At 72.9% G+C, this 25,246-nt stretch carries 23 protein-coding genes; 16 read left to right on the forward strand and 7 right to left on the reverse strand.

Annotation, left to right across the window (positions count from 1 at the left end; genetic code table 11):
- Window positions 1-34: 34 nt before the first annotated feature.
- Genes RM844_RS02045 through RM844_RS02060 form a run of 4 tightly spaced genes read left to right on the forward strand, consistent with a single transcriptional unit; the run spans window position 35 to window position 4,201 of the window.
- On the forward strand, window positions 35-958 hold the full coding sequence (locus RM844_RS02045) for a branched-chain amino acid ABC transporter permease (protein ID WP_311663942.1): 924 nt from the start codon (window positions 35-37) through the stop codon (window positions 956-958).
- Window positions 955-2,406 (forward strand): branched-chain amino acid ABC transporter permease, encoded by a 1,452-nt coding sequence (locus tag RM844_RS02050; protein WP_311663944.1) that lies wholly within the window; start codon window positions 955-957, stop codon window positions 2,404-2,406. Before RM844_RS02045 ends, RM844_RS02050 begins: the two co-directional genes overlap by 4 nt.
- Window positions 2,403-3,434: an ABC transporter ATP-binding protein gene (locus RM844_RS02055; RefSeq protein ID WP_311663947.1), complete on the forward strand. Its 1,032-nt coding sequence runs from the start codon at window positions 2,403-2,405 to the stop codon at window positions 3,432-3,434. The genes RM844_RS02050 and RM844_RS02055 overlap by 4 nt, the downstream gene beginning before the upstream one ends.
- 23 nt (window positions 3,435-3,457) lie before the next feature.
- On the forward strand, window positions 3,458-4,201 hold the full coding sequence (locus tag RM844_RS02060) for an ABC transporter ATP-binding protein (protein ID WP_311664330.1): 744 nt from the start codon (window positions 3,458-3,460) through the stop codon (window positions 4,199-4,201).
- 165 nt (window positions 4,202-4,366) lie between these two features.
- On the opposite strand, the gene RM844_RS02065 is transcribed toward RM844_RS02060, so the two are convergent.
- Both RM844_RS02065 and RM844_RS02070 read right to left on the reverse strand, forming a co-directional pair.
- Window positions 4,367-4,885, reverse strand: coding sequence for a PaaI family thioesterase (locus tag RM844_RS02065; protein WP_311663949.1), 519 nt, complete (start codon window positions 4,883-4,885; stop codon window positions 4,367-4,369).
- 20 nt (window positions 4,886-4,905) lie between these two features.
- Window positions 4,906-7,191 (reverse strand): FdhF/YdeP family oxidoreductase, encoded by a 2,286-nt coding sequence (locus RM844_RS02070; RefSeq protein WP_311663951.1) that lies wholly within the window; start codon window positions 7,189-7,191, stop codon window positions 4,906-4,908.
- 135 nt (window positions 7,192-7,326) lie between these two features.
- Here RM844_RS02070 and polA point away from each other — a divergent pair, with 135 nt between their 5' ends.
- From polA to RM844_RS02100, 6 genes are all read left to right on the forward strand, one after another.
- Window positions 7,327-10,029, forward strand: coding sequence for a DNA polymerase I (gene polA, locus RM844_RS02075; protein ID WP_311663953.1), 2,703 nt, complete (start codon window positions 7,327-7,329; stop codon window positions 10,027-10,029).
- Between the two features lie 131 nt (window positions 10,030-10,160).
- Window positions 10,161-11,669, forward strand: a complete 1,509-nt coding sequence (locus tag RM844_RS02080; RefSeq protein ID WP_311663955.1) for a lytic murein transglycosylase — start codon at window positions 10,161-10,163, stop codon at window positions 11,667-11,669.
- Between the two features lie 344 nt (window positions 11,670-12,013).
- Window positions 12,014-13,519 carry a 30S ribosomal protein S1 gene (rpsA, locus tag RM844_RS02085; protein WP_311663957.1) on the forward strand — a complete coding sequence of 502 codons (1,506 nt, stop codon included), beginning with the start codon at window positions 12,014-12,016 and terminating at the stop codon, window positions 13,517-13,519.
- A 210-nt stretch (window positions 13,520-13,729) separates the two neighbouring features.
- On the forward strand, window positions 13,730-14,677 hold the full coding sequence (locus RM844_RS02090; RefSeq protein ID WP_311663959.1) for a proteasome assembly chaperone family protein: 948 nt from the start codon (window positions 13,730-13,732) through the stop codon (window positions 14,675-14,677).
- A 14-nt stretch (window positions 14,678-14,691) separates the two neighbouring features.
- Window positions 14,692-15,294: a dephospho-CoA kinase gene (gene coaE, locus RM844_RS02095; protein ID WP_311663961.1), complete on the forward strand. Its 603-nt coding sequence runs from the start codon at window positions 14,692-14,694 to the stop codon at window positions 15,292-15,294.
- A gap of 50 nt (window positions 15,295-15,344) precedes the next feature.
- Entirely contained in the window at window positions 15,345-15,701 is a 357-nt protein-coding gene (locus RM844_RS02100) for a hypothetical protein (protein ID WP_311663963.1), read from the forward strand.
- 43 nt (window positions 15,702-15,744) lie between these two features.
- Here the strand turns inward: RM844_RS02100 and RM844_RS02105 are convergent, their stop codons facing one another.
- Both RM844_RS02105 and RM844_RS02110 read right to left on the reverse strand, forming a co-directional pair.
- Entirely contained in the window at window positions 15,745-16,986 is a 1,242-nt protein-coding gene (locus tag RM844_RS02105) for an FUSC family protein (RefSeq protein WP_311663969.1), read from the reverse strand.
- Between the two features lie 149 nt (window positions 16,987-17,135).
- The gene (locus RM844_RS02110) at window positions 17,136-17,369 is read right to left on the reverse strand and encodes a hypothetical protein (RefSeq protein ID WP_311663976.1); all 234 of its coding nucleotides are present in this window, start codon (window positions 17,367-17,369) and stop codon (window positions 17,136-17,138) included.
- A 113-nt stretch (window positions 17,370-17,482) separates the two neighbouring features.
- Here RM844_RS02110 and RM844_RS02115 point away from each other — a divergent pair, with 113 nt between their 5' ends.
- From RM844_RS02115 to RM844_RS02140, 6 genes are all read left to right on the forward strand, one after another.
- Window positions 17,483-18,130: a nucleoside/nucleotide kinase family protein gene (locus RM844_RS02115; protein ID WP_311663978.1), complete on the forward strand. Its 648-nt coding sequence runs from the start codon at window positions 17,483-17,485 to the stop codon at window positions 18,128-18,130.
- A gap of 116 nt (window positions 18,131-18,246) precedes the next feature.
- Window positions 18,247-18,687 carry a DUF6224 family protein gene (locus RM844_RS02120; protein ID WP_311663980.1) on the forward strand — a complete coding sequence of 147 codons (441 nt, stop codon included), beginning with the start codon at window positions 18,247-18,249 and terminating at the stop codon, window positions 18,685-18,687.
- Between the two features lie 160 nt (window positions 18,688-18,847).
- Complete coding sequence (locus RM844_RS02125) at window positions 18,848-19,297, forward strand: type II toxin-antitoxin system PemK/MazF family toxin (protein ID WP_311663982.1); 450 nt, start codon at window positions 18,848-18,850, stop codon at window positions 19,295-19,297.
- 36 nt (window positions 19,298-19,333) lie between these two features.
- A complete protein-coding gene (locus RM844_RS02130) occupies window positions 19,334-20,827 on the forward strand; it encodes a 3'-5' exonuclease (RefSeq protein ID WP_311663984.1) in 1,494 nt (497 codons plus the stop codon).
- Between the two features lie 87 nt (window positions 20,828-20,914).
- Window positions 20,915-21,631: a PIG-L deacetylase family protein gene (locus tag RM844_RS02135; RefSeq protein ID WP_311664332.1), complete on the forward strand. Its 717-nt coding sequence runs from the start codon at window positions 20,915-20,917 to the stop codon at window positions 21,629-21,631.
- Window positions 21,632-22,072: 441 nt separating this feature from the next.
- Complete coding sequence (locus RM844_RS02140) at window positions 22,073-22,765, forward strand: M23 family metallopeptidase (protein ID WP_311663986.1); 693 nt, start codon at window positions 22,073-22,075, stop codon at window positions 22,763-22,765.
- 9 nt (window positions 22,766-22,774) lie between these two features.
- On the opposite strand, the gene RM844_RS02145 is transcribed toward RM844_RS02140, so the two are convergent.
- From RM844_RS02145 to RM844_RS02155, 3 genes are all read right to left on the reverse strand, one after another.
- Window positions 22,775-23,422: a hypothetical protein gene (locus RM844_RS02145; protein WP_311663988.1), complete on the reverse strand. Its 648-nt coding sequence runs from the start codon at window positions 23,420-23,422 to the stop codon at window positions 22,775-22,777.
- Window positions 23,423-23,650: 228 nt separating this feature from the next.
- On the reverse strand, window positions 23,651-24,196 hold the full coding sequence (locus RM844_RS02150) for a methylated-DNA--[protein]-cysteine S-methyltransferase (RefSeq protein ID WP_311663990.1): 546 nt from the start codon (window positions 24,194-24,196) through the stop codon (window positions 23,651-23,653).
- 57 nt (window positions 24,197-24,253) lie between these two features.
- Window positions 24,254-25,180, reverse strand: coding sequence for a glycerophosphodiester phosphodiesterase (locus RM844_RS02155; protein ID WP_311663992.1), 927 nt, complete (start codon window positions 25,178-25,180; stop codon window positions 24,254-24,256).
- Window positions 25,181-25,246 lie beyond the last annotated feature (66 nt).

Here is a 25,246-nt window from a genome sequence, read left to right on the forward strand (position 1 = left end):
CCCCGCCGCTCGTTCCCACAAGGAAGTTTCGTCCATGTCCCTTTCCGACGGCTGGGACGTACTCGTCCTCGGCCTGGTGCTCGGCTCGCTCTACGCCGTCATCGCCATCGGTTACACGCTGGTCTACGGTGTCCTGCAACTCCTGAACTTCGCGCACAGCGAGGTCTTCATGGCCGGCGGGTTCGGCGGCGTCATCGCGCTCACCATCGTGGAGCCGGCCGTTGACCCCTCCGGTATGCAGTCCGTGCTGTACGTCCTGCTCGGCGTACTCGCCGGCGCCATGTTGGGTGGCACGATCGCCTTCGGCCTGGAGAAGGCCGCCTACCGCCCACTGCGGAGACGGAACGCGCCGCGCCTGGTCTTCCTGATCACGGCGATCGGCGCCTCGTTCTTCCTGTACAACCTGGCGGGCAAGCTCTTCGGTCGCTATCCCATCGCGATGCCGACCATGTACGAGAACAAGACCGTGTTCACGGTCTTCGGCACCTCGGTCAGCGTGACCCAGCTGATCATCGTCGGCACCGCGCTGGTGATGCTGGCCGCCGTCGACGTGATCGTGAACCGGACCAAGCTGGGGGCCGGCATCCGGGCCGTCGCCCAGGACCCTGAAGTCGCCTCGCTGATGGGCGTGGACATCGACAAGGTGGTCTCCCGCACCTTCGTGCTGGGCGGTCTGCTCGGTGGCGTGGCCGGCTTCCTCTTCGGCACCAACCTCCAGGTCGAGTACACGATGGGCTTCCTGCCCGGCATCACCGCGTTCGCCGCCGCCGTGCTCGGCGGCATCGGCAACGTCCGCGGCGCGGTCCTCGGCGGCCTGCTGCTGGGCGTCGTCGAGGCGTTCACGGTGGAGATCTGGAGCGACGCCTGGCGCTACGTGGGCGCCTTCGCCGTCCTGGTCCTGGTGTTGATGTTCCGGCCGACCGGTCTGCTCGGCGAGCGTGTGGGGAGGGCAGCATGAGTCTCAAGGACACCCCGGCCAAGACGCCGTCCGCGGCTCGGCTGAGGAAGCAGGCCTGGTACCAACAGGCCCGCTGGAAGCGCCTGGTGGCGATGTTGTTCACCGCGGTCGTGCTGGCCCAGGTGACCGGCGAGCAGGGGGCCCGTGGGGACCTCTTCTACGCGCTGAAGGAGAACTTCACCGGCTCCGGCCTGTGGATCTGGCTGGGCATCTTCCTGGCCATCTGGGCGGTGCGGGAGTTCCTGCACGCCCCGGTGCGCGCCGGGGTGGCCCGCATCAAGGAGGAGGCGGCCAAGCCCGCGAGCAGGCCGGCCGAGCTGCGGCCGGACGACGGCTTCCGGCTCGGGCGCCTGCACCTGTGGGGCCCGGCGCTGGTCGCCCGCGCGACCCGGCTGCTCTCCGAGCTGTTCCGCACGGAGCGCTACTACCGCTGGGGCGGGCTGGCCGCCCTGCTGGGCCTGCTGATCGTGCTGCCGCTGCTGGTCAGCACCTTCTGGCAGCAGGTGATGGTCGACCAGATCGGCATGTTCCTGCTGGTGGCCATCGGCCTGAACGTGGTGGTCGGCTGGGCCGGCATGCTGGACCTCGGCTTCATCGCGTTCTTCGCCATCGGCGCCTACAGCGCGGCGTTCTGGACCGGCGGTCTGCCGGTCGAGCCGCCGGTCGAGCTGAACAACTTCCTGGTGATCCCGGTCGCGGTGCTCACCTGCCTGATCGCCGGCGTGCTGCTGGGCGCCCCGACGCTCCGGCTGCGCGGCGACTACCTGGCCATCGTGACCCTCGGCTTCCACGAGATCGTCTACCTGACGGCCAAGAACTGGACCGACTTCACCGGCGGCACCCGGGGCGCCTCATCGGACCGGTTCTCCATCGACCTGGGCTTCTGGTCCTACGAGTGGGGGCTCGATCCCGCGCCCTACTACTGGCTGCAACTCGCCTTCATCGTCGGCGTGTTGTTCCTCTTCATCCGGCTGGAGCACTCCCGGGTCGGCCGCGCCTGGACGGCGATCAGGGAGGACGAGGTGGCCGCCGCCTCCACCGGCGTGGACACCGTCCGCTTCAAGCTGCTGGCCTTCGCCATCGGCGCCTCCACCTCCGGCATCGCCGGGGTGATCTACGCCAGCAAGCTCGGCTTCATCAACTCCGAGATGTTCCTGGTGCTGCTGTCGGTGCTGGCGCTCTCCTACGTGGTCTTCGGCGGGATGGGCTCCATCCCCGGCGTGCTGCTCGGCACCGCCATCCTGGTGTGGCTGCCCGAGTACCTCAGGGACACCGTCGACCCGCAGGACCGCTACATGTATCTGGGCGGTCTGCTGGTGGTCATGATGATCTACCGGCCGCAGGGCCTGTGGCCCTCGCGGCGTAGGCAGCGGGAGCTGCGGATGACCCAGGAGGGCACCGGTTCGGCCGACGCCCTGGGCGCGCAGCCGGGAGGTGCGCAGGGATGACGACCAAGACCACCAAGAAGACCACCGGACCGGCCGCCGAGCTGTCGCCCGACGTGCTGCACGCCACCGGGGTGACGCTCCGCTTCGGCGGGCTGACCAGCCTCGACAACGTGGAACTCCGCGTCGGCCGGGGCGAGATCCTCGCCGTCATCGGCCCCAACGGGGCGGGCAAGACCTCCCTGTTCAACTCGCTGACCGGCGCCTACGTCCCGCAGGAGGGGCAGATCGCGTTCCGGCCCACCGGCGGGACGCAGCACGAGCTGCGGGGCTGCAAGCCGCACAAGGTCAGCCGGCTCGGCGTGGCCAGGACGTTCCAGAACATCCGGCTCTTCGGCGCGCTCACCGTGCTGGAGAACGTCAAGATCGCGGTGGAGACCCGGCAGAAGACCGACCCCATCTCGATCATGCTGGGGCTGCCCAACGCCCGGCGGGACGAGCGGGAGAGCGACCGGAGGGCCCACGAGGTGCTCTCCTTCGTCGGCCTGGACCACCGGATCAACGAGCTGGCCTCCTCGCTCAGTTACGGCGAGCAGCGGCGGCTGGAGATAGCCAGGGCGCTCGGCACCGAGCCCGAGCTGCTGCTCCTCGACGAGCCGGCGGCCGGCACCAACCCGACCGAGAAGCACGACCTGGAGCTGCTGATCCGGCGGATCAACAGCGAGCGGAACGTGAGCGTGCTGCTGATCGAGCACGACATGCGGCTGGTGATGTCCGTCGCCGACCGGGTCGTGGTGCTCAACTTCGGCAAGAAGATCGCCGAGGGCACCCCGGGCCAGGTCCAGCAGGACCCGGCGGTGATCGAGGCCTACCTCGGGGTCGCCAGCGAGGAGGAGTCGGCGGACATCGCCGAACTCGTGGCGGAGCAGGCCGAACACGCCGAGGCCGCCCGGGTCCAGGAGGAGGCGGCCGTCGAGGCCGCCGCCGAGCGGGCCGCCGGGGACGGCGAACCGAGCGGGACCGGGGATACCAGCGCGACCAGCGAGGACGGCCGGCCCTCCGGCACCGCGGGTGAGGAGGACCGAGGGTGAGCACCGACCTGGAGAAGGAGGCCCTGGCCGGCGACGGCACGCCGGACGGGCCCACCCCGCTGCTGGAACTGCGGGACCTGCACGTCTCCTACGGCGCCATCGGGGCGCTCAAGGGCGTCAGCCTGTCGGTCGCCGAGGGGCAGGTGGTGGCCCTGCTGGGCGCCAACGGCGCCGGCAAGTCGACCACCCTCAAGGCCGCCTCCGGCATGCTGGCGCCGCGCTCCGGCGCCGTGCTGCTGCGTGGCGAGCGGGTGGACGGCATCAAGTCGCACGAGCTGGTGCGCTTCGGGATCGGCCATGTCCCGGAAGGGCGCCGGGTGTTCGCCCGGATGACCATCCTGGAGAACCTCAAGATGGGGGCGTACCGGCTGCGCCGGCCCGACCCCGCCGACCTGGACCGGGTCTTCACCCTCTTCCCCCGGCTGGCCGAGCGGCGCAAGCAGATCGCCGGCACGCTCTCCGGCGGTGAGCAGCAGATGCTGGCCATCGGCCGGGCCCTGATGGGCAAGCCGGAGCTGCTGCTGCTCGACGAGCCGTCGATGGGGCTGGCGCCGCTGATCGTCCAGCAGATCTTCGAGATCCTCAAGGAGATCAACGAGCAGGGCACCACCCTGCTGCTGGTGGAGCAGAACGCCTCCCAGGCGCTGCAACTGGCGAACTACGGCTATGTGTTGGAGACCGGCTCGGTGGTGATGTCCGACGAGGCCAGCGCGCTGCTCTCCGACCCCCGGGTGCGCGCCGCCTACCTCGGCGAGACCGTCGAGTAGCCACCGGCTCACCCCGTACCGCGTACGGCGGGCGGTGACCGACCCCGCGTCGGTCACCGCCCGCCGTCGCGTGTCGGCCGCCACGCCCGGGAAGCGGACTGACCGAGGGGCACCGCCGCCCGTCCGCCCGTCCGCCCGTCCGGGGGAGGGCGGGGAGGCCGGGGATCAGGCCGGCTCGGCCGGCTGCTGGCCGCCGGTCTGTTGGGGTGCGCCGGTCTGCTGGGCCGCCGGCCGCAGCGCGCAGGTGAGCCGCGCGGTGCAGACCCGCTTGCCCCGGTCGTCGGTGATCACCACCTCGTAGCTGGCCGAGGTCCGTCCCGCGTGCGCCGGGGTGGCGACGCCGGTGATGGTGCCGGTGCGCACCGGCCGGTGGTGCGTGCAGTTGAGGTCCACGCCCATCGCTATCTTGTGGGGGCCCCCGTGCAGCATCGCCCCCACCGAGCCCAGGGTCTCGGCGAGCACCGCCGAGGCCCCGCCGTGCAGCAGCCCGTACGGCTGGGTGTTGCCGGCCACCGGCAGCGTGCCCACCACCCGTTCGGGGCTGGCCTCGCTGATCCGGAGCCCCATCCTGGTGCCCAGGTCCCCGGCCGAGAAGAGGGTCGGCAGATCGATGCCGAGGCCCGCCCACTCGTCGATGACCTGGGGAGGGAACGCGGTGACCGCGTTGTCGCTGGTTTCTCCCATGGCGGACGTTCTATCAGCTCTCACTGACAGCCGGCGGCCGGGGTGAGCCGGATCACCACCGACTTGCTCACCGGGGTGTTGCTGGTCTCCGCCGTGGCGTCCAACGGCACCAGCACGTTGGTCTCCGGGTAGTAGGCCGCCGCGCAGCCCGGCGCCGTCGGGTAGTGCGTCAACCGGAAGCCGGCCGCGACCCGTTCGGTGCCGTCGGTCCACTCGCTGGTGAGATCCACCAGCTGGCCGTCCGCGAGGCCCAGCGCGGCCGCGTCCGCCGGCCGCACCAGCACCACCCGCCGGCCGCCGGTGATCCCCCGGTAGCGGTCGTCCAGGCCGTAGATGGTGGTGTTGTACTGGTCGTGTGAGCGCAGCGTCTGGAGCAGCAGCCGGCCGGCCGGCACCCGGGGGTAACTGACCTCGTCGGCCGAAAAGTTCGCCCGGCCGGTGGCGGTGGGGAAGCGGCGCTCGTCCCGCGGCGCGTGCGGCAGGGTGAAGCCCCGCGGCCCGGCCACCCGGGCCTCGAAGTCCTCGAAGCCCGGCACCACCCGGGCGATCCGCTCCCTGATCCGCGCGTAGTCGCCGGCGAACTCCTCCCACGGCGTGCCGCTGCCCGCGCCGAGCACCCGGCGGGCCAGCCGGCAGACGATCGCCGGCTCCGAGAGCAACGCCTCGCTCGCCGGCCGCAGCCGCCCCCGGGAGGCGTGCACCACGCCCATCGAGTCCTCCACCGTGACGAACTGCTCGCCGCCCGCCTGGACGTCCCGCTCGGTGCGGCCCAGGGTGGGCAGGATCAGCGCCCGCGCCCCGGTCACGCAGTGCGACCGGTTCAGCTTGGTGGAGACGTGCACCGTCAACCTGGCGCGCCGCATCGCCCGTTCGGTCACCTCGGTGTCGGGGCTGGCCGCCACGAAGTTGCCGCCCATCGCGAAGAACACCCGGGCCGCGCCGTCCCGCAGCGCCCGGATCGCGTTCACCACGTCGAACCCGTGGTGCCGCGGCGGCTCGAAGCCGAACTCCCGCCGCAGCGCGTCCAGGAACGCCGCGTCCGGCCGTTCCACGATGCCCATCGTCCGGTCGCCCTGCACGTTGCTGTGCCCGCGCACCGGGCAGACCCCCGCGCCCGGGCGACCGATGTTGCCGCGCAACAGCAGGAAGTTGACCACCTCCTTGATGGTCGGGACCGCGTGGCGGTGCTGGGTGAGCCCCATCGCCCAGCACACCACCACGCTCCGCGCGTTCAGCGTCATCTCCAGCGCCCGCTCGATCTCCGCCCGGGTCAGCCCGGTCGCGGCCAGCGTCTCCGCCCAGTCGGCCCGCCGCGCCGCGGCCTCGAACTCCGCGAAGCCGTGCGTGTGCGCCGCCACGAACTCCCGGTCCACGGCGCCCTCGCGCTCGATGACCAGCCGGTTGAGCATCCGGAACAGCGCCTGGTCGCCGCCGATCCGTACCTGGAGGAAGAGATCGGTCAGCGGCGTACCGCCGCCGACCAGCCCGCGCGCCGTCTGCGGGTTCCGGAACCGCTCAAGCCCCGCCTCCGGCAGCGGGTTGACCGTGATGATCCGCGCCCCCGCCGCCTTGGCCCGCTCCAGCGCGGTCAGCATCCGCGGATGGTTGGTGCCCGGGTTCTGCCCGGCCACGATGATCAGCTCCGCCCGGTACAGGTCCTCCAGCAGCACGCTGCCCTTGCCCACCCCCAGGGTCTCGGTCAGCGCGGCGCCCGAGGACTCGTGGCACAGGTTGGAGCAGTCGGGCAGGTTGTTGGTGCCGAACTCCCGCGCGAACAGCTGGTAGAGGAAGGCCGCCTCGTTGCTGGTCCGCCCCGAGGTGTAGAAGACCGCCTCGTCCGGCGAGTCCAGCGCCGCCAGCTCCTCGGCGACCAGGTCGAACGCCGCGTCCCAGCCGATCGGCCGGTAGTGGGTGTCCCCCTCGGCCAGGTACATCGGCTCGGTCAGCCGGCCCTGCTGCCCCAACCAGTAGCCGGAGCGCTCGGCCAGCTCGGCCAGTGGGTGCTCGGCGAAGAACGCCGGCGTCACCCGGCGCAGCGTCGCCTCCTCGGCGACCGCCTTGGCGCCGTTCTCGCAGAACTCCGCCCGGTGCGGCTTCGCCGGCTCCGGCCAGGCGCAGCCCGGACAGTCGAAGCCGTCCGGCTGGTTCACCCGCAGCAGCGTCAACGCGGTGCGCCGCACCCCCATCTGCCGGCCGGCCATCCGGAGCGTGTGCCCGACGGCCGGCAGCCCAGCCGCCGCGTGCTGGGGGGCGCCGATCTCGGGGGCGTCCTGGGCCGGATCGTCGGCGGGCGGCTTCGCTGCCATGGCTGTCATCCTCGACTCTGCTGGGGGCGGCTGCGCGGGCGGCCCGCCGGACACGGCCGGCGCCGGGGACCTCCGCTGCGCCGATCGTCGCACGGCCGACCGGGACTGTCAGTGGTCCGTGGGAGGATCGGCGACGTGGTTGAGAACGCATCGCAGAGCACCCAGACGCCCCGCCTGCTCCTGCTGGACGGGCACTCCCTGGCGTACCGCGCCTTCTTCGCCCTCCCAGCGGAGAACTTCAGTACCGCGGTCGGCCAGCCGACCAACGCGATCTACGGGTTCACCTCGATGCTGGCCAACACCCTGCGTGACGAGGCGCCCACCCATCTCGCCGTCGCCTTCGACGTCTCCCGCAAGACCTGGCGCTCCGACCGGTACGCGGAGTACAAGGCCACCCGATCCGCCACGCCCGACGAGTTCAAGGGCCAGGTGGAGCTGATCGGCGAGCTGCTGGACGCGATGCGGGTGCCGCGCTTCGCCGTCGCCGGCTTCGAGGCCGACGACATCATCGCCACCCTCGCGACCCAGGCCGCGGGCGAGGGCTTCCAGGTCTCCATCGTCACCGGCGACCGGGACGCCTTCCAGCTGGTCAGCGAACAGATCACGGTCCTCTACCCGACCAAGGGCGTCTCCGAGCTGACCCGCTTCACCCCGGAGAAGGTCCTGGAGAAGTACGGCCTGCCGCCGGCCCGTTACCCGGACTTCGCGGCGCTGCGCGGCGACCCGTCGGACAACCTGCCGGGCATCCCCGGCGTCGGCGAGAAGACGGCCGCCAAGTGGATCAACCAGTTCGGCTCGCTCGACGACCTGGTGGCCCGCGCCGACGAGGTCAAGGGCAAGGCCGGGCAGAACTTCCGGGACCACGTGGCCGCCGTCCAGCTCAACCGGGTGCTGACCGAGCTGGACCGCGAGGTCGAGCTGGGCCGCGGGCCGGCCGAGTTGGCCCGCGAGCCCTACGACGTGGCCGCCGTCACCGGCCTGTTGGACGCCCTGGAGTTCCGCAACGCCAACCTCAGGGAGCGCCTCTTCGCGGTCGACCCGGGCGCCGAGGAGAGTGAGGTGGCGGTCGCCGCCGGCGTGGAGATCGACGCCGAGGTGCTCGCCGACGGCGCCCTCGCCCCCTGGCTGGCGGCCCGCGCCGGAGCCCCGCTGGGCCTGGCCACGCTGGACAGCTGGCAGCTGGGCGCCGGCAACGTCGCCGCGGTGGCGCTGGCGGCGGCCGACGGGCCGGCCGCCTGGTTCGAGCCGGCGGCGCTGACCGCCGAGGACGAGGCGGCCTTCGCCGCCTGGGCGGCCGACGCCGAGCGGCCCAAGGTGCTGCACGGCGCCAAGGAGGTCTTCCGGGTCTTCGCCGAGCACGGCTGGCGGGTCGAGGGCGTCACGATGGACACCGCGCTCGCCGCCTACCTGGTCCAGCCGGGCCGCCGCTCCTTCGCCCTGGACGGGCTGAGCGTGGAGTTCCTCGGCCGCGAGCTGGCCGCCCCCGCCGAGGAGAACGGTCAGCTGGCCTTCGGCGCGGACGACACGGCCGAGGCCGAGACCCTGATGCGGCAGGCCCGCACCATCCTCGACCTGGGCGAGCTGTTCGTCGGCCGGCTCGCCGAGGTCGGCGCCGCCGAGCTGCTCACCGACCTGGAGCTGCCCGTCTCCGCCCTGCTCGCCCAGATGGAGCGCGCCGGCATCGCCGCCGACCGGGCCCATCTCGCGGCCCTGGAGGAGCAGTTCGCCGTCGCCGTGCGGCAGGCCGTCAGCGAGGCGCACGCCTCCGTGGGCCACGAGTTCAATCTCGGCTCGCCCAAGCAGCTCCAGGAGGTCTTCTTCGGCGAGCTGGGCCTGCCCAAGACGAAGAAGACCAAGACCGGCTACACCACGGACGCCGACGCCCTGCTCTGGCTCGCCGGCCAGACCGAGCACGAGCTGCCGGTGATCATGCTGCGCCACCGCGAGCAGGCCCGGCTCAGGACCACGGTCGAGGGGCTGATCAAGACCATCGCGGCCGACGGCCGGATCCACACCACCTTCCAGCAGACCGTCGCCGCCACCGGCCGCCTGTCCTCCACCGACCCCAACCTCCAGAACATCCCGGTCCGCACGGACGAGGGCCGCGCCATCCGGGGCGGCTTCGTGGTCGGCTCGGGGTACGAGACGCTGCTGACCGCCGACTACAGCCAGATCGAGCTGCGGGTGATGGCGCACCTCTCCGAGGACGCCGGCCTGATCGAGGCCTTCACCTCCGGCGAGGACCTGCACACCACGGTCGCCTCCCAGGTCTTCTCCGTGGAGAAGGACGGCGTGGACGCCGAGATGCGCCGCAAGATCAAGGCCATGAGCTACGGCCTGGCCTACGGCCTGTCCGCCTTCGGCCTCTCCCAGCAGCTGGCCATCGCCCCGGACGAGGCGCGCAAGCTGATGGACACCTACTTCGAGCGCTTCGGCGGGGTGCGCGACTACCTGCACCGGGTGGTCGAGGAGGCCAGGATCGTCGGGTACACCCAGACCCTGATGGGCCGCCGCCGCTACCTCCCGGACCTCACCAGCTCCAACCGGCAGCGCCGGGAGATGGCCGAGCGGATGGCGCTCAACGCCCCGATCCAGGGCACCGCGGCGGACATCGTGAAGGTCGCCATGCTCCGGGTGGCCGAGGCGCTCACCCGCGAGCGGCTCGACAGCCGGATGCTGCTCCAGGTCCACGACGAGATCGTGCTGGAGGTCGCGCCCGGCGAGCGGGCCCGGGTCGAGGAGTTGGTCCGGCGTGAGATGGCCGGCGCGGTTCAGCTGCGCGCGCCGCTGGACGTGTCGGTCGGCGCCGGCGCGAGTTGGGAGGCCGCGGCGCACTGACGGGCGGCCCGGCGCGCCCCCGCGCCGTTCCCCGCGTCGTCACGGGGACCTCGTCCGGCGTTCTGGCCCCGGGAACCAACCGTGTCGTACGGTCGTCGGTCACGGGGGAGTGTCAACGAGGGGAAACCAGCGTGGGGTTGCGCATCAGCAGGATTCGCAGGGGTGTCTCGGGTTCGGCGGTGGCCGCCGCCGCGATGGCGGCGCTGACGGCCTCGCAGTCCTCGGACATCTTCAGCCAGGACAGCGCGCCGGCCGAGCCGGCCGAGCGCTCCGCGGCCGAGCGGCCGGCGGAGGAGCCCGAGCCGGTCGTCGAGCCGCCCTACCACACGGACCTGCCGCCCCTGGACACCGTCCAGCCCGACGAGGACGGCGTCGAGGACGGCCAGGGCGGCGCCCCGCTGGAGGACGAGGCGGGCATCCCCGCCACCGTGCTGGACGCGTACCGCCAGGCCGAGGCGCGGCTTCGGGAGACCACGCCGGACTGCCGGCTGGAGTGGCAGGTGCTGGCCGCGATCGGCAAGGTCGAGTCCGGCCACGCCAGGGGCGGTGACGTCACGGCGGACGGCACCACGATCAACCCCATCCTGGGCCCGGTGCTCAACGGCGACGGCTTCGCCAACATCTCGGACACCGACGGCGGTGCCTTCGACGGCGACACCCGCTACGACCGCGCGGTCGGCCCCATGCAGTTCATCCCCTCCACCTGGGCCAGTTGGGGCGCCGATGCCAACGGCGACGGCGTCATGGACCCGAACAACATCTACGACGCCGCCCTGGCCGCGGGGAACTACCTCTGCGCCGGCGGCCGGGACCTCTCCGACTCCGACGACCTCGACCAGGCGCTGTTGAGCTACAACCGGTCCTGGGACTACGTCCACACGGTCCGCTCCTGGCTGGAGTACTACCGGGAGGGCGCCCACGAGGTCCCGGACGGCGAGGGATCGCTGCCGAACAGCCCCGGCCCGGGCCGGCCGGACGAGCCGGTCGACGTTCCGGCCGACCGAGGGAAGCGGCCCGACCGCACCCCGGCCACCCCGGCCGACCCGGCCCCCCGCCCCCCGGCCGAGTCCGACGGCGAGGTCCGCCCCACGGATCCGGACGAGGCGGGCGAAGGGCCGGAGCGGCCGGGGGAGGAGCCTGGGGAACCGGGGGAGGAGCCTGGCGAGCCGGGGGAGGAGCCTGGGGAACCGGGAGAGGAGCCTGGCGAGCCGGGGGAGGAGCCCGGGGAACCGGGGGAAGAGCCTGGCGAGCCCGAGGAGCCGGGGGAGCCCCAGTGCCCCGAGGACCCGGAGGCCGAGCCGGACCCGGACGACCCCGAGGCGCCCGAGAGCCCCGAAGCCCCGGACGAGCCGGCGAACCCCCACGAGCCGGCGGACCCGACTGAGCCGACGGACCCGGAGCAGCCCGGTGGGGACGAGTCGGGCGACGGCGGGACGGACGACGGCGAGGAGCCCGGGGAGGGCGAGGATCCGGACGACGGCCAGGAGTGCCCGGACCCGGAGAGCCCCGAGGACCCCGCCGACCCCGAGAATCCGGAGAGCCCCGAGCAGGACGACCCCGCCGGGGACACGGGGGAGACCGATGAGGACGGCGGCCCGGCGGCCACCGACCCGGCCCTCGCCACCCGCCGCGCCCTCTGACCGGGCGGGCCACCGCCCCGTCAGGAGCGCGGTGGCCCACCCGGCGGGCAGCCGGTCGCAGGAAAAGCGCCAGGTTTGGCCCAATAGCGCCCCTCGTGGGGCGAACCGCGCATTGACCCTGATCGCAAGCCCCCGTATGCTATAAGACGCGCTGCGGGCTTGCGCGCCTCGGACGGAGCAGGTCGCGCTCGCATCTGTTGTTGTCCTCTCGGTTGGCGAGGCGTGATTCGGTCCTTCGGGATTCGGGGATCGCGTCTCTCGGGCTGTCCGGTCTACGGCGATGCGATATTGGTCTTCGGCGTAGCAGTGCCTACCAATATGTCCGTACCGGAGCCCTTTACCACATGACGAGCAGCACCGAGACCACCGCGACCACCCCGCAGGTTGCGGTCAACGACATCGGTTCCGAGGAAGCCTTCCTCGCCGCGATCGACGAGACGATCAAGTACTTCAACGACGGCGACATCGTCGACGGCGTCATCGTGAAGGTCGACCGGGACGAGGTCCTGCTCGACATCGGCTACAAGACCGAGGGTGTCATTCCCTCGCGAGAGCTGTCGATCAAGCACGACGTCGACCCCAACGAGGTCGTCGCTGTCGGCGATGAGATCGAGGCCCTGGTCCTCCAGAAGGAGGACAAGGAAGGCCGTCTCATCCTCTCCAAGAAGCGCGCTCAGTACGAGCGTGCCTGGGGCACCATCGAGAAGATCAAGGACGAGGACGGCATCGTCACCGGTACCGTCATCGAGGTCGTCAAGGGCGGCCTGATCCTCGACATCGGCCTCCGTGGCTTCCTCCCGGCCTCCCTGGTGGAGATGCGCCGGGTCCGGGACCTCCAGCCGTACGTCGGCAAGGAGCTCGAGGCCAAGATCATCGAGCTGGACAAGAACCGCAACAACGTGGTCCTGTCCCGCCGTGCCTGGCTGGAGCAGACCCAGAGCGAGGTCCGCCAGACCTTCCTCACCACCCTCCAGAAGGGTCAGGTGCGCTCCGGCGTCGTCTCCTCCATCGTCAACTTCGGTGCCTTCGTGGACCTGGGTGGCGTGGACGGCCTGGTGCACGTCTCCGAGCTGTCCTGGAAGCACATCGACCACCCCTCCGAGGTCGTCGAGGTCGGCCAGGAGGTCACGGTCGAGGTGCTCGACGTCGACATGGACCGCGAGCGCGTCTCCCTGTCGCTGAAGGCCACCCAGGAAGACCCGTGGCAGCAGTTCGCCAGGACGCACCAGATCGGTCAGGTCGTCCCGGGCAAGGTCACCAAGCTGGTGCCGTTCGGCGCGTTCGTCCGGGTGGACGAGGGCATCGAGGGTCTGGTCCACATCTCCGAGCTGGCCGAGCGCCACGTGGAGATCCCGGAGCAGGTCGTCCAGGTCAACGACGAGATCTTCGTCAAGGTCATCGACATCGACCTGGAGCGTCGCCGGATCAGCCTCTCGCTGAAGCAGGCCAACGAGAACTTCGGGCCCGACCCGATGGTGGTCGAGTTCGACCCGACTCTCTACGGCATGGCGGCGTCCTACGACGACCAGGGCAACTACATCTACCCCGAGGGCTTCGACCCGGAGGCGAACGACTGGCTGCCCGGCTTCGACAAGCAGCGCGAGGAGTGGGAGCGCCAGTACGCCGAGGCGCAGAGCCGCTTCGAGCAGCACCAGGCGCAGGTCATCAAGTCCCGCGAGGCGGACGCCCAGGCCGAGGCGGAGGCCGCCGGTGGCGGCGGCGCCCCGCAGTCGGGCGGCGGTGGCGGTGGCAGCTCGTACTCCTCCAGCCCCGCGGAGGACTCCGGTGCCCTGGCATCGGACGAGGCCCTCGCGGCGCTGCGCGAGAAGCTCGCCGGCGGCCAGAGCTGAGTCAGCCGTCGCGGGTGTGAGTCAACCCGTGCCAAGGGCCCGTCTCCTGTGGGAGACGGGCCCTTGGCCTTTGTCGGCCGGATGGACCGGCACGGGTGGCCCGGCGGGTGGGCGTGGTGGCTTGGTGGTGCGGCGCCGGACGGCTGAGGAATGCCGGGCCGGGCCGGGGTGTTGACGTCTCAGAGCGACAGCGGAAGGGGAGCGGGGACAGTGCGTGATCCGCGGGAGTTGTACGCATGGGAGCCTGACGGGGTCGCCCGGGTGGAGGAGGCCGTCGGCGGGCCCGACAGCATCGGACCGGTGCTCCTCTACCACTTCGACGGTTTCATCGACGCGGGGGAGACCGGTGGCCAGCTGGCCGAGCAGCTGCTGACCGGGCCGACCACGCTGGTCGCCAGGTTCGACCACGACCGGCTGGTGGACTACCGGGCCCGGCGGCCGATCATGACCTTCAACCGGCAGAGCTGGGTGGCCTACGAGCAGCCGGCGCTGGAGCTGCGGCTGGCGCACGACGCCACCCACCAGCCGTTCCTGGTGCTCTCCGGGCCGGAGCCGGATGTGGAGTGGGAGGCCTTCACGGCCGCGGTGCGCCAGATCGTGGAGCGGCTGCGGGTGCGGCTCTCGGTCACCTTCCACGGCATCCCGATGGGCGTGCCGCACACCAGGCCGGTCGGGCTCACCCCGCACGGCAACCGTGCCGATCTGGTGCCGGCGCAGCGCGCCCTGTTCGACGAGGCGCAGGTGCCGGGCAGCGCGGCGGCGTTGCTGGAGCTGCGGTTGCAGGAGAGCGGGCACGACGTGCTGGGCGTGGCGGCCCACGTGCCGCACTACATCGCCAGGTCCCGGTACCCGGACGCGGCGCTGGTGGTGCTGGAGGCGATCACCGGGGCGACCGGGCTGGTGCTGCCGGAGGTGGTGCACACGCTGCGGGTGCAGGCGTTGCGGACCCAGGACGAGATCGAGCGCGAGCTGGCGGAGGGCGAGTCGGACCTGGTGGCCGTGGTGCGCGGACTCGAGCAGCAGTACGACGCGGTGGCCGGGGCGGCGACCCGGGGCAACCTGGTGGCCGAGCCGGTCGAGTTGCCGTCCGCCGACGAGTTGGGCGAGGTCTTCGAGCGCTTCCTGGCGGAGCGCGAGGAGGGCGACGCGCAGCCGTAGCGTAGCCTGCCGGCATGGTGGCAGTGGGCCTGACCGGCGGTATCGGCGCCGGCAAGAGCGCGGCCGCGCGCTGTCTGGCGCGGCGGGGCGCGGTGGTCGTGGACTCGGACGTGCTCGCCCGTGAGGTGGTCGCCCCCGGCACCCCGGGGCTGGCGGCGGTGGTCGCGGAGTTCGGCCCCAGGGTGCTGGGTGCGGACGGGGCATTGGACCGACCGGGCCTGGCCCGGTTGGTCTTCGCCGAGCCCGAGCGGCGCAGGAAGCTCAACGACATCGTGCACCCCCTGGTGGCGCGGCGGGCGGCCGAGCTCCAGACGGCGGCCGGCCCGGGCGCGGTGGTGGTGCACGACGTGCCGCTGCTCGCGGAGGAGCGGCTGGCCCACCGCTACCGCGCGGTGATCGTGGTGGACGCCTCGGACGAGACCCGGCTGGCCCGGTTGACGGGTGCGCGGGGCATGAGCGAGGCGGACGCCCGGTCCCGGATGGCGGCCCAGGCCAGCCGCGCGGAACGCCTGGCGATCGCCGACTTCGTGTTGGACAACAACGGCACCCTGGACGAACTCGACGCCCAGACAGGGGAGTTGTGGCCACGTTTGGTGGCACTGGCGGAGCGTGGCTGAGCCCGCCGATCTCGTGGCGCGGCCGGGGTGTGCCAGGCTACCGTGGCGGCATGGACCTTCAATCCGCCCTCGCTCTGGTCACCGCTGCCGCCAGTAGTGTCGCTTCCGAGGCCGGCCGCCACGCCTGGGACTCCCTGGTCTCGCTGACCCGGCGGGTCACCGGTCAGGCCGAGCCGCCCGACCCGGCCGACGACGAGTCGGTGCGGGTGTTGATCGGTCAGATCAGGGGCCGGGCCGAGACGGACGAGGAGTTCGCCGCGCAGCTGCGCGACTGGGCCGCGACGCACCAGCCGGCGCTGGACGCCCGGCACGGCACGGTGCACAACGAGGTCTCCGGGGACGCCCAGGTCAACGGCCCGCTGATCCAGGCCCAGACCATCACGGGTGACCTGCACTTCGGTTCCTGACCGCGGCCTCGGTCCGGCCGGGGGCGGCGCGCGGGACGCTGGCTCAGCCCGCTGCCCTGGCGCGCCGGTCCGAGACCCTTGAGCGGAGCCGGCGCAGTCGGCGCTGGAACCGGTGCAGGCGTGGGTTGCGTTCGCGCTCCTCGCGGGAGACCCGGTCGAGCTCCCTGGCCAGGTTGGTGGAGCGGCGCTCGGTGTCCAGCTCCTCCAGCAGGCGGTCCACCTCGGCGAGCATCGAGCCGTGCCACTGCCACTGCTTGGGGTGCTCCTGTACCCGGGCCAGGAGCAGGTTGGCGACGTGTTCGCGGCTGATCCGGGCGGCTTCCAGCTCGATCTCCAGGAAGGCCTCGGCCTCGTCGGCGGTGCTGCTGACCTGACTGGTGATCACGGTCGCGAAGCTGTCCACCGCGCCGGCCAGGTTGCTCAGCAGTTCGCGCACCGCCGGGGCCACGTCCGGTGGGAAGACCGGCTCGTCGCCGCGGCGGATGGCCAGGTCGGCGAGGTTGCGGGAGAGGGTGCGGAGGATGACCGCGCAGACCTCCAGGGTGTCCAGGCCGGTGCGCAGCACGATCCGGGTGAGCAGTGGTTCCTTGGCGCGCGGGTTGAACCGGAGGCTCTCCTCGGCCTGGGTCAGTGAGGCGTCCACCTGGGCGACGTCCTGGTCGAGTTGCCTGGCCTCCTCCAGCTTGTCGGACAGCCCGGGGGCCCGTGGCTCCCGCTCGTCGGCCTCCTCACTCAGCCGGAGCAGCAGCTGCCGCATCCGGTGGGCCTGTTCCTCGATGTCCTCGCCGGCGGAGCGCACCCACACCGGTGGGATGAAGACCAGGTTGAACAGCAGCCCGACCACGGCGCCGATCACGGTCTCGACGACCCGGTCCAGGGCGGTCTCCGCGACCTGGGTCACGCCGAGGACCAGCATCGCGCTGATCGCCACCTCGGGCACGAACTCGCTGACCCGCACCAGGTGACCGGCGCTCAGCGCGGCCAGGATGAGCAGCCCCAGACTCCACCAGCTCAGGCCGACCACGGCGCTGAAGGCGGTGGCCAGCAGCACTCCGGTGACCACCGCGTTCACCCGGCGTACCCCGGTGGTGAGGGTGGCGTAGAGGGTGACCTGCACGACCAGGAGGGCGGTGAGCGGAGCCAGCAGTGGGGCGGCCACGTCCGTCAGCCAGCGGGCGGCCATGTAGGCGAGGGTCGCCGCGGTGGCGGACCGGAGGGTCTGGACGACCACGGGCTCGCTGCTGCGCTTGGCGAGGCCGGCGATATGCTCGGAGACATCCGGCATATATCTCCCCTTTCGCTCCCTATGCTGTTATACGGGAAACATCTGATCAAGAAGATGTCACCCGGCGGGGCTGACGGAGCGAATCCCGGGAAGCTCTGCGCGTCCCGGTGCGCGGGGGAGTGATCGCGCCGTGCGGTAGGGGGCGGGGATCAGGGGGTGCCGGTGAGCCGCATCAGGATGAGCATCTCGTTCTGCAGGTCCGCGCCGAGCGGCTCCTCCGCCGTTCGTTGGTGCGGCAGCTGGGGCGCGCCGAGCCGGCCGCCGCCGGTCTGCCAGGCGTTGAAGACGCGCATCAGCAGGATGAACCGCGCGGCCGGCAGTCGGGCGCGCAGCGCCTCCACATAGGGCTCAAGCTGAGTGGGACCGGTGCTCTCGTCGGTCATGGTTCTATCGTGCGGTGCCCGGGGCGTGAAGGGAAGAACGCGCTGGGCGACGGGTGGTTCCGGGACGCTGTCCCCGGGGGTGCCCGACCGGGGCGGGCAAGGATGATGAGGGAATGCGACTGGAACCGATCACCTGGGACCGGTTGGTTACCGCGGTCGCCGAGCGGGCGCTCGGGGCCGAGGTGGCCGGCCCGGAGGGCTGGCGGCGGGTGCTGATCGACGGCGCCCCGGTCGCCGGTGGTGACCGACTGGCCGGCGCCGTCGCCCAGGAGCTGCGGCTCGGCGGGCACCCGGCGCTGGTGGTGGACGCGGCGGGCTTCCTGCGGGCCGCCTCCCTGCGCTACGAGTTCGGTCGGCGGGACCCGGACTCCTACCGGGAGTCCTGGCTGGACGTCGGGGCCCTCTGGCGGGAGGTGCTGACCCCGTTGGACCCGGGCGGCGGCGGACGGGTGCTGCCCGATCTGTGGGACGCGGAACGGGATCGGGCCACCCGCAGCGACTACGTCACCCTGCCGCCCGGCGGGTTGCTGTTGCTCCACGGCACCTTCCTGCTGGGGCGATGGTTCCCGGCCGAGCTGTCCGTCCATCTCGGGCTTTCGGCGGGGGCGTTGGCTCGGCGGACGCCCGCCGACCAGCGGTGGACACTGCCGGCCTTCGCCCACTACGACGCCGAGCGGCACCCCCTGGAGTCGGCCGACGTGGTGGTGCGGATGGACCGCCCGGAGCGGCCCGCCTGGAACGGCGGTGCCGGCCGGGCCTGACCGCCCGGCCCGCGCCTCCCGAGGCGGCGAGCTGCCCCGAAGCGACCCGCGCCGCACGGCGAGCTGACACACTGGGTACTCCCATCATCAGCGCACAGTGAGCAGGGAGTTGGCGCGTGGACGACGCGGTCAGGCCGTACACCAGGGACGAAGTGCTGCACGCGGTGGCGCTGATCAAGGCTCACCTGGCGGAGGACGAGGAGGGGGTCCGGGCCCTTCAGGACGAGTCGGACGAGAGCGCCAGGCAGTGCGCGCGTTCGATGTTCGCCCTGGCGCATCTGATCGTCTTCGGCCAGGTCATCCCCGATATGTGGGTCATCCGCCGGAACCTGGACTTCGGGCACACCGACCGGGTCCCCGAACTCAACCTCGCCATCCACGTGTTGAAACGCATGGAGGAGCGCGTCGCGCTGGCCCACGTGCACCCGGTGGTCGGCGCGCTCTCGGCCGGCGACGTGATGGACCTGATCGTGCAGTGCACCGGGACGAACATGGCGGACGTGCCCCGCTTCCTCGACGGCATCCGGGAACGCACCCTGCGCTCCGCCGACTTCTGACCACGAGCGGCCGGAGCGCCGGCGAGCGGGCACGACGGGACACGGCGGGCAACCGGAACACCTCCTCCAACTCGACCGGCCCGGGGCCGGTGTTCGACCGTCCCCCACCGTAGGGGCCGCCACTGACAGTCGCGTTGGACGGCGGCGATACCGTGGCTCCATGGACCACACCCAGTCAGACGAGATACATGGTCGTTTCGGGGCCGCCGCCACCGTCGAGGTGGATCCCCGCCGCGTGGGGCGGGTGCGTACCGAGTACGCGCCGGAGCCGGACGGCGACCCGGACCCGGGGGAGATCGTCTGGACCTGGGTGCCCTACGAGGAGGGCGACGGCCGGGGCAAGGACCGCCCGGTGCTGGTGGTGGCGCGTGAGCAGGACCGCGAGAGCCTGCTGGCGGTGCAGCTCACCAGCCAGGACCGCGGCCACGACGACGAGTGGCTGCCGCTCGGCTCCGGCCCCTGGGACCGCACGGGCCGGGACTCCTGGGTCCATCTGGAGCGGGTGCTCCGGGTCCACCCGGAGGGCATGCGGCGGGAGGCGTGCGCGCTGGACCGCGCCCGGTTCAACCGGGTCGTGCACAACCTCCAGGCGCGCCACGGCTGGCGCTGAGCCGCCCGCCGCCGCGCCGTCCCAACCAGGACCCCGATGCAGACCGACATACCCGACCCCGCCGTCCCCGGCGACCTCGTCAGCGGCCGCCGCTTCGTGGTGCTCGACTGCGAGACCACCGGATTCGAGCCGGAGCGCGGGGACCGCATGGTCTCCCTCGCCCTGGTCACGGTCGCCGACGGCCGGGTCACCGACCGGTTCTCCAGCCTGCTCGACCCCGGCCGGGACCCCGGCCCGGTACACATCCACGGCATCACCAAATCCCTGAGCGCCTCGGCACCGCGCTTTCCCGAGATACTGCCCGAGGTACTCGGCCGGCTGCGGGACGCCGTGCTCGTCGCCCACAACGTGGGCTTCGACCTGCGCTTCCTCGCCATGGAGCTGGAGCTGGCCGGCAGCGGGGCACCGCCGCCGGCCACCCTCGACACACTCGCCCTGGCCCGCCGCTACCTGCCGGAGCTGCCCAACCACCGCCTGACCACCTGCGTCGAGTTCCTGGGCATCCCGCACCGGGCGCACCGGGCCGACTCCGACGCCGAGGTCACCGCCGTCCTGCTGCTGGAGCTGCTGCGTCGAGCGGCCGCCGACGGCCACCGTGACCTTGAGGAACTGGTCGAGCCCGGCGCCGAGGTGCTGCGCCGGGAGCGTCGCGCGCGGGTCCGCTGCTCGGCCGAGACCCCGGGGCTCGCCGACGAGCACCGGGCGGCGCACCGGGTGCTCGCCGGCTGGGCCGGCGAGGCGGACGCCTGCCGCGCCGCGCTCCGTGCCCTCCAGCGCGCGGGTTGCCCGGACGCCGGCCGGCTGTGGGCCTGGTTCGGCGGGACGCTGGGCGGGCCCACCGCGGCCTTCGGCCCGCCCCGCCCCGACTGGGCGGCCAAGGCCCTGCGGACCGGCCTCGACCTGCTGCTGGCCGCGCCCGGTGCCCGCCGGGAGGACGTGGCCCAGGCGGTGAGCTGGGTCGCCGCCCTGGACCGGGGCGCGGAGCGCCCGCGACGGTTGCTGTCCCTCTTCCCCGAGCCGGCGGCCGCCGTCGCCGGACTGCCGGAGTGTGGCCACTGCTGGTCCTGTGCCGCCCTGGGGCTCTGCACCACCGGCAGCGTCGGCGCCGCCCTGGTCTCGCACTACGGTGCCGACCCCGCCTGGGCGGACGAGCTGTCTGCGGCCCTGCCAGCCCTGCGGGACGCCGGTGACCTGGCCGCCCTGGGGCGGGCCGCCCGGTACGCCGGGCAGGGCATGGAACGCCGGGGGCGCCCGGCGGATGCCATGCGCCTGTGGCAGTGGGCGGTCGACCACGGCGCGCGCGACCCGGTCGTCTTCAACCGGCTCACGCTGGGCCACGAACGCGCCGGGGACGACCATGCCGCGCTGGCTCTCTGTGAGCGGGGTCTGGCCCACCGTAGGGGCGCCGGCGCCCGCGCCGTCTGGGAGGCGCTGGCCCGGCGCGCCGCACGGTGCCGCCGCCGGCTCGCCGGCCTGCCGGCGCCGGCCCCGTCCGAGCCGGAGACCGCCGACGGCTGGGCCGACACATAGGGTCGGTCGGTGAACGCGGCCCGTGCCACGGGCCGCGCGCCGTGCCCACCAGGACGAGGAGCCACCGTGACCGAGCAGCTCGCCCCCATGCCGCTGGACTGGAGCCGCGCGCTCGCCGTCGTGGCCCACCCCGACGACCTGGAGTACGGGGCCTCCGGGGCGATCTCCGCCTGGGTCGCGGGCGGCCGTGAGGTCGCCTATGTCCTGGTCACCAGGGGAGAGGCGGGCATCGACGGCATTCCGCCGGTGGAGTCGGCCCGGGTCCGGGAGGCGGAGCAGCGGGCCAGCGCGGCGGCCGTCGGGGTGCGCACCGTGGAGTTCCTCGCCCACCGCGACGGGGTGATCGAGCCGGGAAGCGCGCTCCGCGCCGATCTGGCCGCCGCCGTCCGCCGGCACCGTCCCGAGCTGCTGATCACCATCAACCACCACGACACCTGGGGCGGCCGGGCCTGGAACACGCCCGACCACCGGGTCGTGGGGCGGGCGGTGCTGGACGCCGCCGGCGACGCCGGGAACCGCTGGATCTTCCCCGAGCAGCTGGCGGCGGGCGACCTGGCGCCCTGGGACGGGGTGCGGTGGGTGGCCGTCGCCGCCTCCCCACGGCCGACCCACGCCCAGCCGCTGGACGACGCGGCGCTGGAGCGGGGGATCGCCTCGCTGGTCGAGCACCGCGCCTACGTCTCGGGGCTGGGGGAGGCGGACCCGGCCGGCTACGCCCGGCGGCTGCTGACCGACGCCGCCGACGCCGAGGCGCCCCGGTTCGGCGGCCGGCGCTGCGCCACCTTCGAGGTCTTCCCGCGCTGAGATCCGCCCTTTTCCCACTCTCACGCAGCCTTCCAGGCCGCCCCCGGTCTCCCTTTTCCGGCGCCTTTCGGGGGCCTTCACGTGACGCTCGGCACAGCCGTTTTCCGGCCTACGGCCGCGTATAGCAGTGGAATGTTACAAAGGTCCCGGGACTTTCGTCGATGTGGGCGGGGAATTTCTGCCGGGCCGCTCGAAGACTTCCGGACAGTCGGAAGAACATACAGGTCAACGCGGTCCAGGTCGGCTCAGGGGTGGTGGTGGAGGCGCGCCGGAAGCCGCCGGTGCTGTTTCGTTCGGGTTCTCCGTGAGGGCTTATTCCGGGTTATCCGACTACGGAGACGCGTAGTAACAGGGGTTCTTGTCTCCGGGTGAGTCGCCGGTTATCAATGAGATTCGCCCGGCCGGTTTCGGTCGGACGCCCCGAATCGCAGAGGTTGTCTCATGCTGAACAGCACCACGACCACCACCGTGAACCGTGTCGCGAAGTCGCTCCGTACCCGTGCCGCCGCCGCTGTCGCGGCCGGCGCGTGCGCCACGGTGGCCCTGACCGGCGCGGCTGTGGCGGCCGAGGGCAGCAGCAGCACCAGCCCCGACCTGTTCGCCAACCAGCCCGCCACCGAGCTGGCCGACGCGACCCACGGCCAGGCCGAGGCCCAGCAGGCCGCCGCCGCCCAGGCCGGCGAGGACGGCGACAAGAGCGACAAGAGCGACAAGGACTGGGTGTCGCCGATCGCCGACGACTACGAGCTGTCGGCGACCTACGGCAACAGCGGTGACCGCTGGACCGCCAAGCACAGTGGCCAGGACTTCGCCGTGCCGAACGGCACCGAGGTGCGCGCCGTGCACGACGGCACCGTGGTCAAGGCCGGTGGCAACGGCGCCGGTGACGGCCCCGCGTACGGTAACGCCGTGGTGATCGAGCACGACGACGGCACCTTCACCCAGTACGCGCACCTCTCCGAGGTCGAGGTCGCGGTGGGCGACGAGGTCTCCACCAACGACGAGATCGCGCTGTCCGGTAACACCGGCAACAGCAGCGGCCCCCACCTGCACTTCGAGGTCCGCACCAGCGCCGACTACGGCACCGCCATCGACCCGATGAAGTTCCTGCGTGCCCAGGACGCCGATGTGTGAGTCGGCTGATCACTGAAGCCCGCTCGACCGGCCCGCCTCGGGCCGGTCGTCCCCGGACGCGGCGGCCCGCGCTCTGGCGCACTCCGCACGGAGCGCCGGGTAGGCCGCCGCGATCGCGTCCCAGCACCGCCCGGTGAGCAGCCGCTGGCCCTCGGCCCGGCTGGCACCGGGCGGCAGTGCGTCCACCAGCGCCGCGTGCGGCGCCAGCTGCTCGAACAGCCAGCGCACCTGCCAGCGGGCCAGCTCGGCCGGCCCCAGCTCGGCCGCCGAGACGGCGCGCGGGTGATGCCCCCAGGACAGGGTGGCCCGGCGGGCGTCCAGCAGGTTCCGGTGGGCCACCGCCCGTGCGGCCAGCTCCGCCGTGGTCAGCCGGGGCAGCGCCAGCCGGGCGTCCCGGATCGCGGCCAGCCCGGCCGCCCGCCGACGGGCCTGGGCCTCCCGCTGCGCTCGGGCCCGCCGCCGACGCAACTCCCGGGCGGCGAGGAACTCGGCGGACTGCTCCGTCTGCCGGACCCGGTCGCTCAGGAACAGCTCCACAGGCTCGGTCCGGTCCGGGGCGCCTAGGAAGGAGCGCACCAGCAGGGGAGTCCAGCCGCGCGCCCGCAGCGCCTCCAGCGAGCAGTAGGTGATCGCCGGCCGATCCTGGGACAGCGCCATCGTCGCCCTCCTTGCCCGGAGACCGTGGACGCGCCGCCACCCCGCGCGCCGTCCCCGTCCCGGCACGACCAACGAGCCCGACGGTCGCTCTCGGTCCCGAGCTGCCAGTATCAGGCCAGAACGGGCCTGATCGCCTCCGCTGGCCCCCGCCGAGGCGGCCGAGGGCCGTCGCCCCGCCAGGCGCGCGGCGGGACCCCGCGCCCCCGCGCGGCCGCGTGGGCCGGGCGCCTAGAACAGCGGGCTGGGCAGTACCCCCTCCAGGGCGAGCAGCTGCCGCTTGGTCTCCACGCCGCCGCCGAAGCCACCTATCCCCCCGTCGGACGCCACCACCCGATGGCAGGGCACCACCACCGGCAGGGGATTCGCCCCCATCGCCGCGCCCACCGCCTGGGCCGCCCCCGGCTCACCCACCCGGCGGGCCAGGTCCTGGTACGAGACGACGCTGCCCAGCGGCACGCCCGTGGCCAGCTCGCGCAGCACCCGCTCGGTGAACCCGGACGCCAGCGACCAGTCAAGCGCCAGCTCGAAGGCCCGCAGCCGGCCCGCGAAGTACGCGGCCAGCTGCCCGGCCGCCGCCGTCAGCACCGGATGCCCCGGCGGGGCCGGCTCCGGCCGGCCACCGAGCCCGCCGGCCAGCGCGGACAGCGCGGCCGGCACCCGGCGCCGGTCCGCGTGGAAGACCACCCGGACCAGACCGCGGTCCGTCGCCGCCAGCAGCAGCGGACCGATCGGCGTCCGCTCCACCGACCAGACGCAGCCGTTCTCCTCACTCATGCCGGGCAGCTTAGGGCGACGCACTGACAGCGCGCGCCGCCCACCGCCCGCCGCTGGTCAACGCAACGCCGCGCGCACCACGTCCGGGACGTCCGAGATGATGCCGTCCACGCCGAGCCCGGCCACCCGGGTCGCCAGCTCGCCGTCGTTGACCGTCCAGGTGTAGACCTTCAGCGGCCGGCCGTGCGGCCCGCGCACCGCCTGGATGCTGGCCACGTACTCGGCGGTGAGGTCCGCGTGCCGGGGGTTGATCTGGTCGGCGAACTCCGCGTACTCGGGGATCTCGGCCACCGGCGGCGTGCCCAGGAAGCCCGTCTCCAGCCGGGGGGCCAGCTCGTGCACGGTGCGCACCGAGTCGGCCTCGAAGCTCTGCAGCACCACGCGCTGGCCCGGGTACCACTCGTTCAGCCAGCCCCGCTCGCCCAGCTCGTCCAGGATGTCCGCCTCGATCCCGGGGTAGAGCGAGGGCGACTTCAGCTCCAGCAGCAGTCGCTGCCGGTTGCCCGCCAGCTCGTCGAGGAACTCGGTCAGCGTCGGCACCGGCTCGCCGGCGAACTCCTCGCCGAACCAGCTGCCGGCGTCCAGCTGGGCGATCTCCGCCGCGGTGAAGTCGGCCACCCGCCAGGGCGCCCGGTCGGGGAAGACCTCCTCCACGTTGGTGGTCCGGGCCAGCGTGGTGTCGTGCATCAGGACCAGCTCGCCGTCCGCGGTGCGCTGGACGTCGGTCTCCACCCAGGTGGTGCGCGTCTCCGCCGCGGCCTCCGCGGCGGCCAGGGTGTTCTCCGGGGCGTAGCCGGACGCGCCCCGGTGGGCCACCAGCAGCGGCCCGCGGCCGTGCCCGGCCGTCGTCGCGGCCGGCTCGGCGGTGGACGCCGCCGCGCTGCTGGGGGCGAAGTCGAGGGGCGGGAGCGAGACGACCGGCACGACGGTCAGGGTGATCGCGCCGAGAAGCCAACCAGGCCAGGTGGGGGTGGCGTTGCTCATGAGGAACTCCTCGAATCCGTGGGGCGGAACGCGGGAAGCCTGCCCGCCGGGGGGAACCACTGGGTA

The organism is Streptomyces chisholmiae, assembly GCF_031845445.1.
GTDB lineage: Bacteria > Actinomycetota > Actinomycetes > Streptomycetales > Streptomycetaceae > Streptomyces > Streptomyces chisholmiae.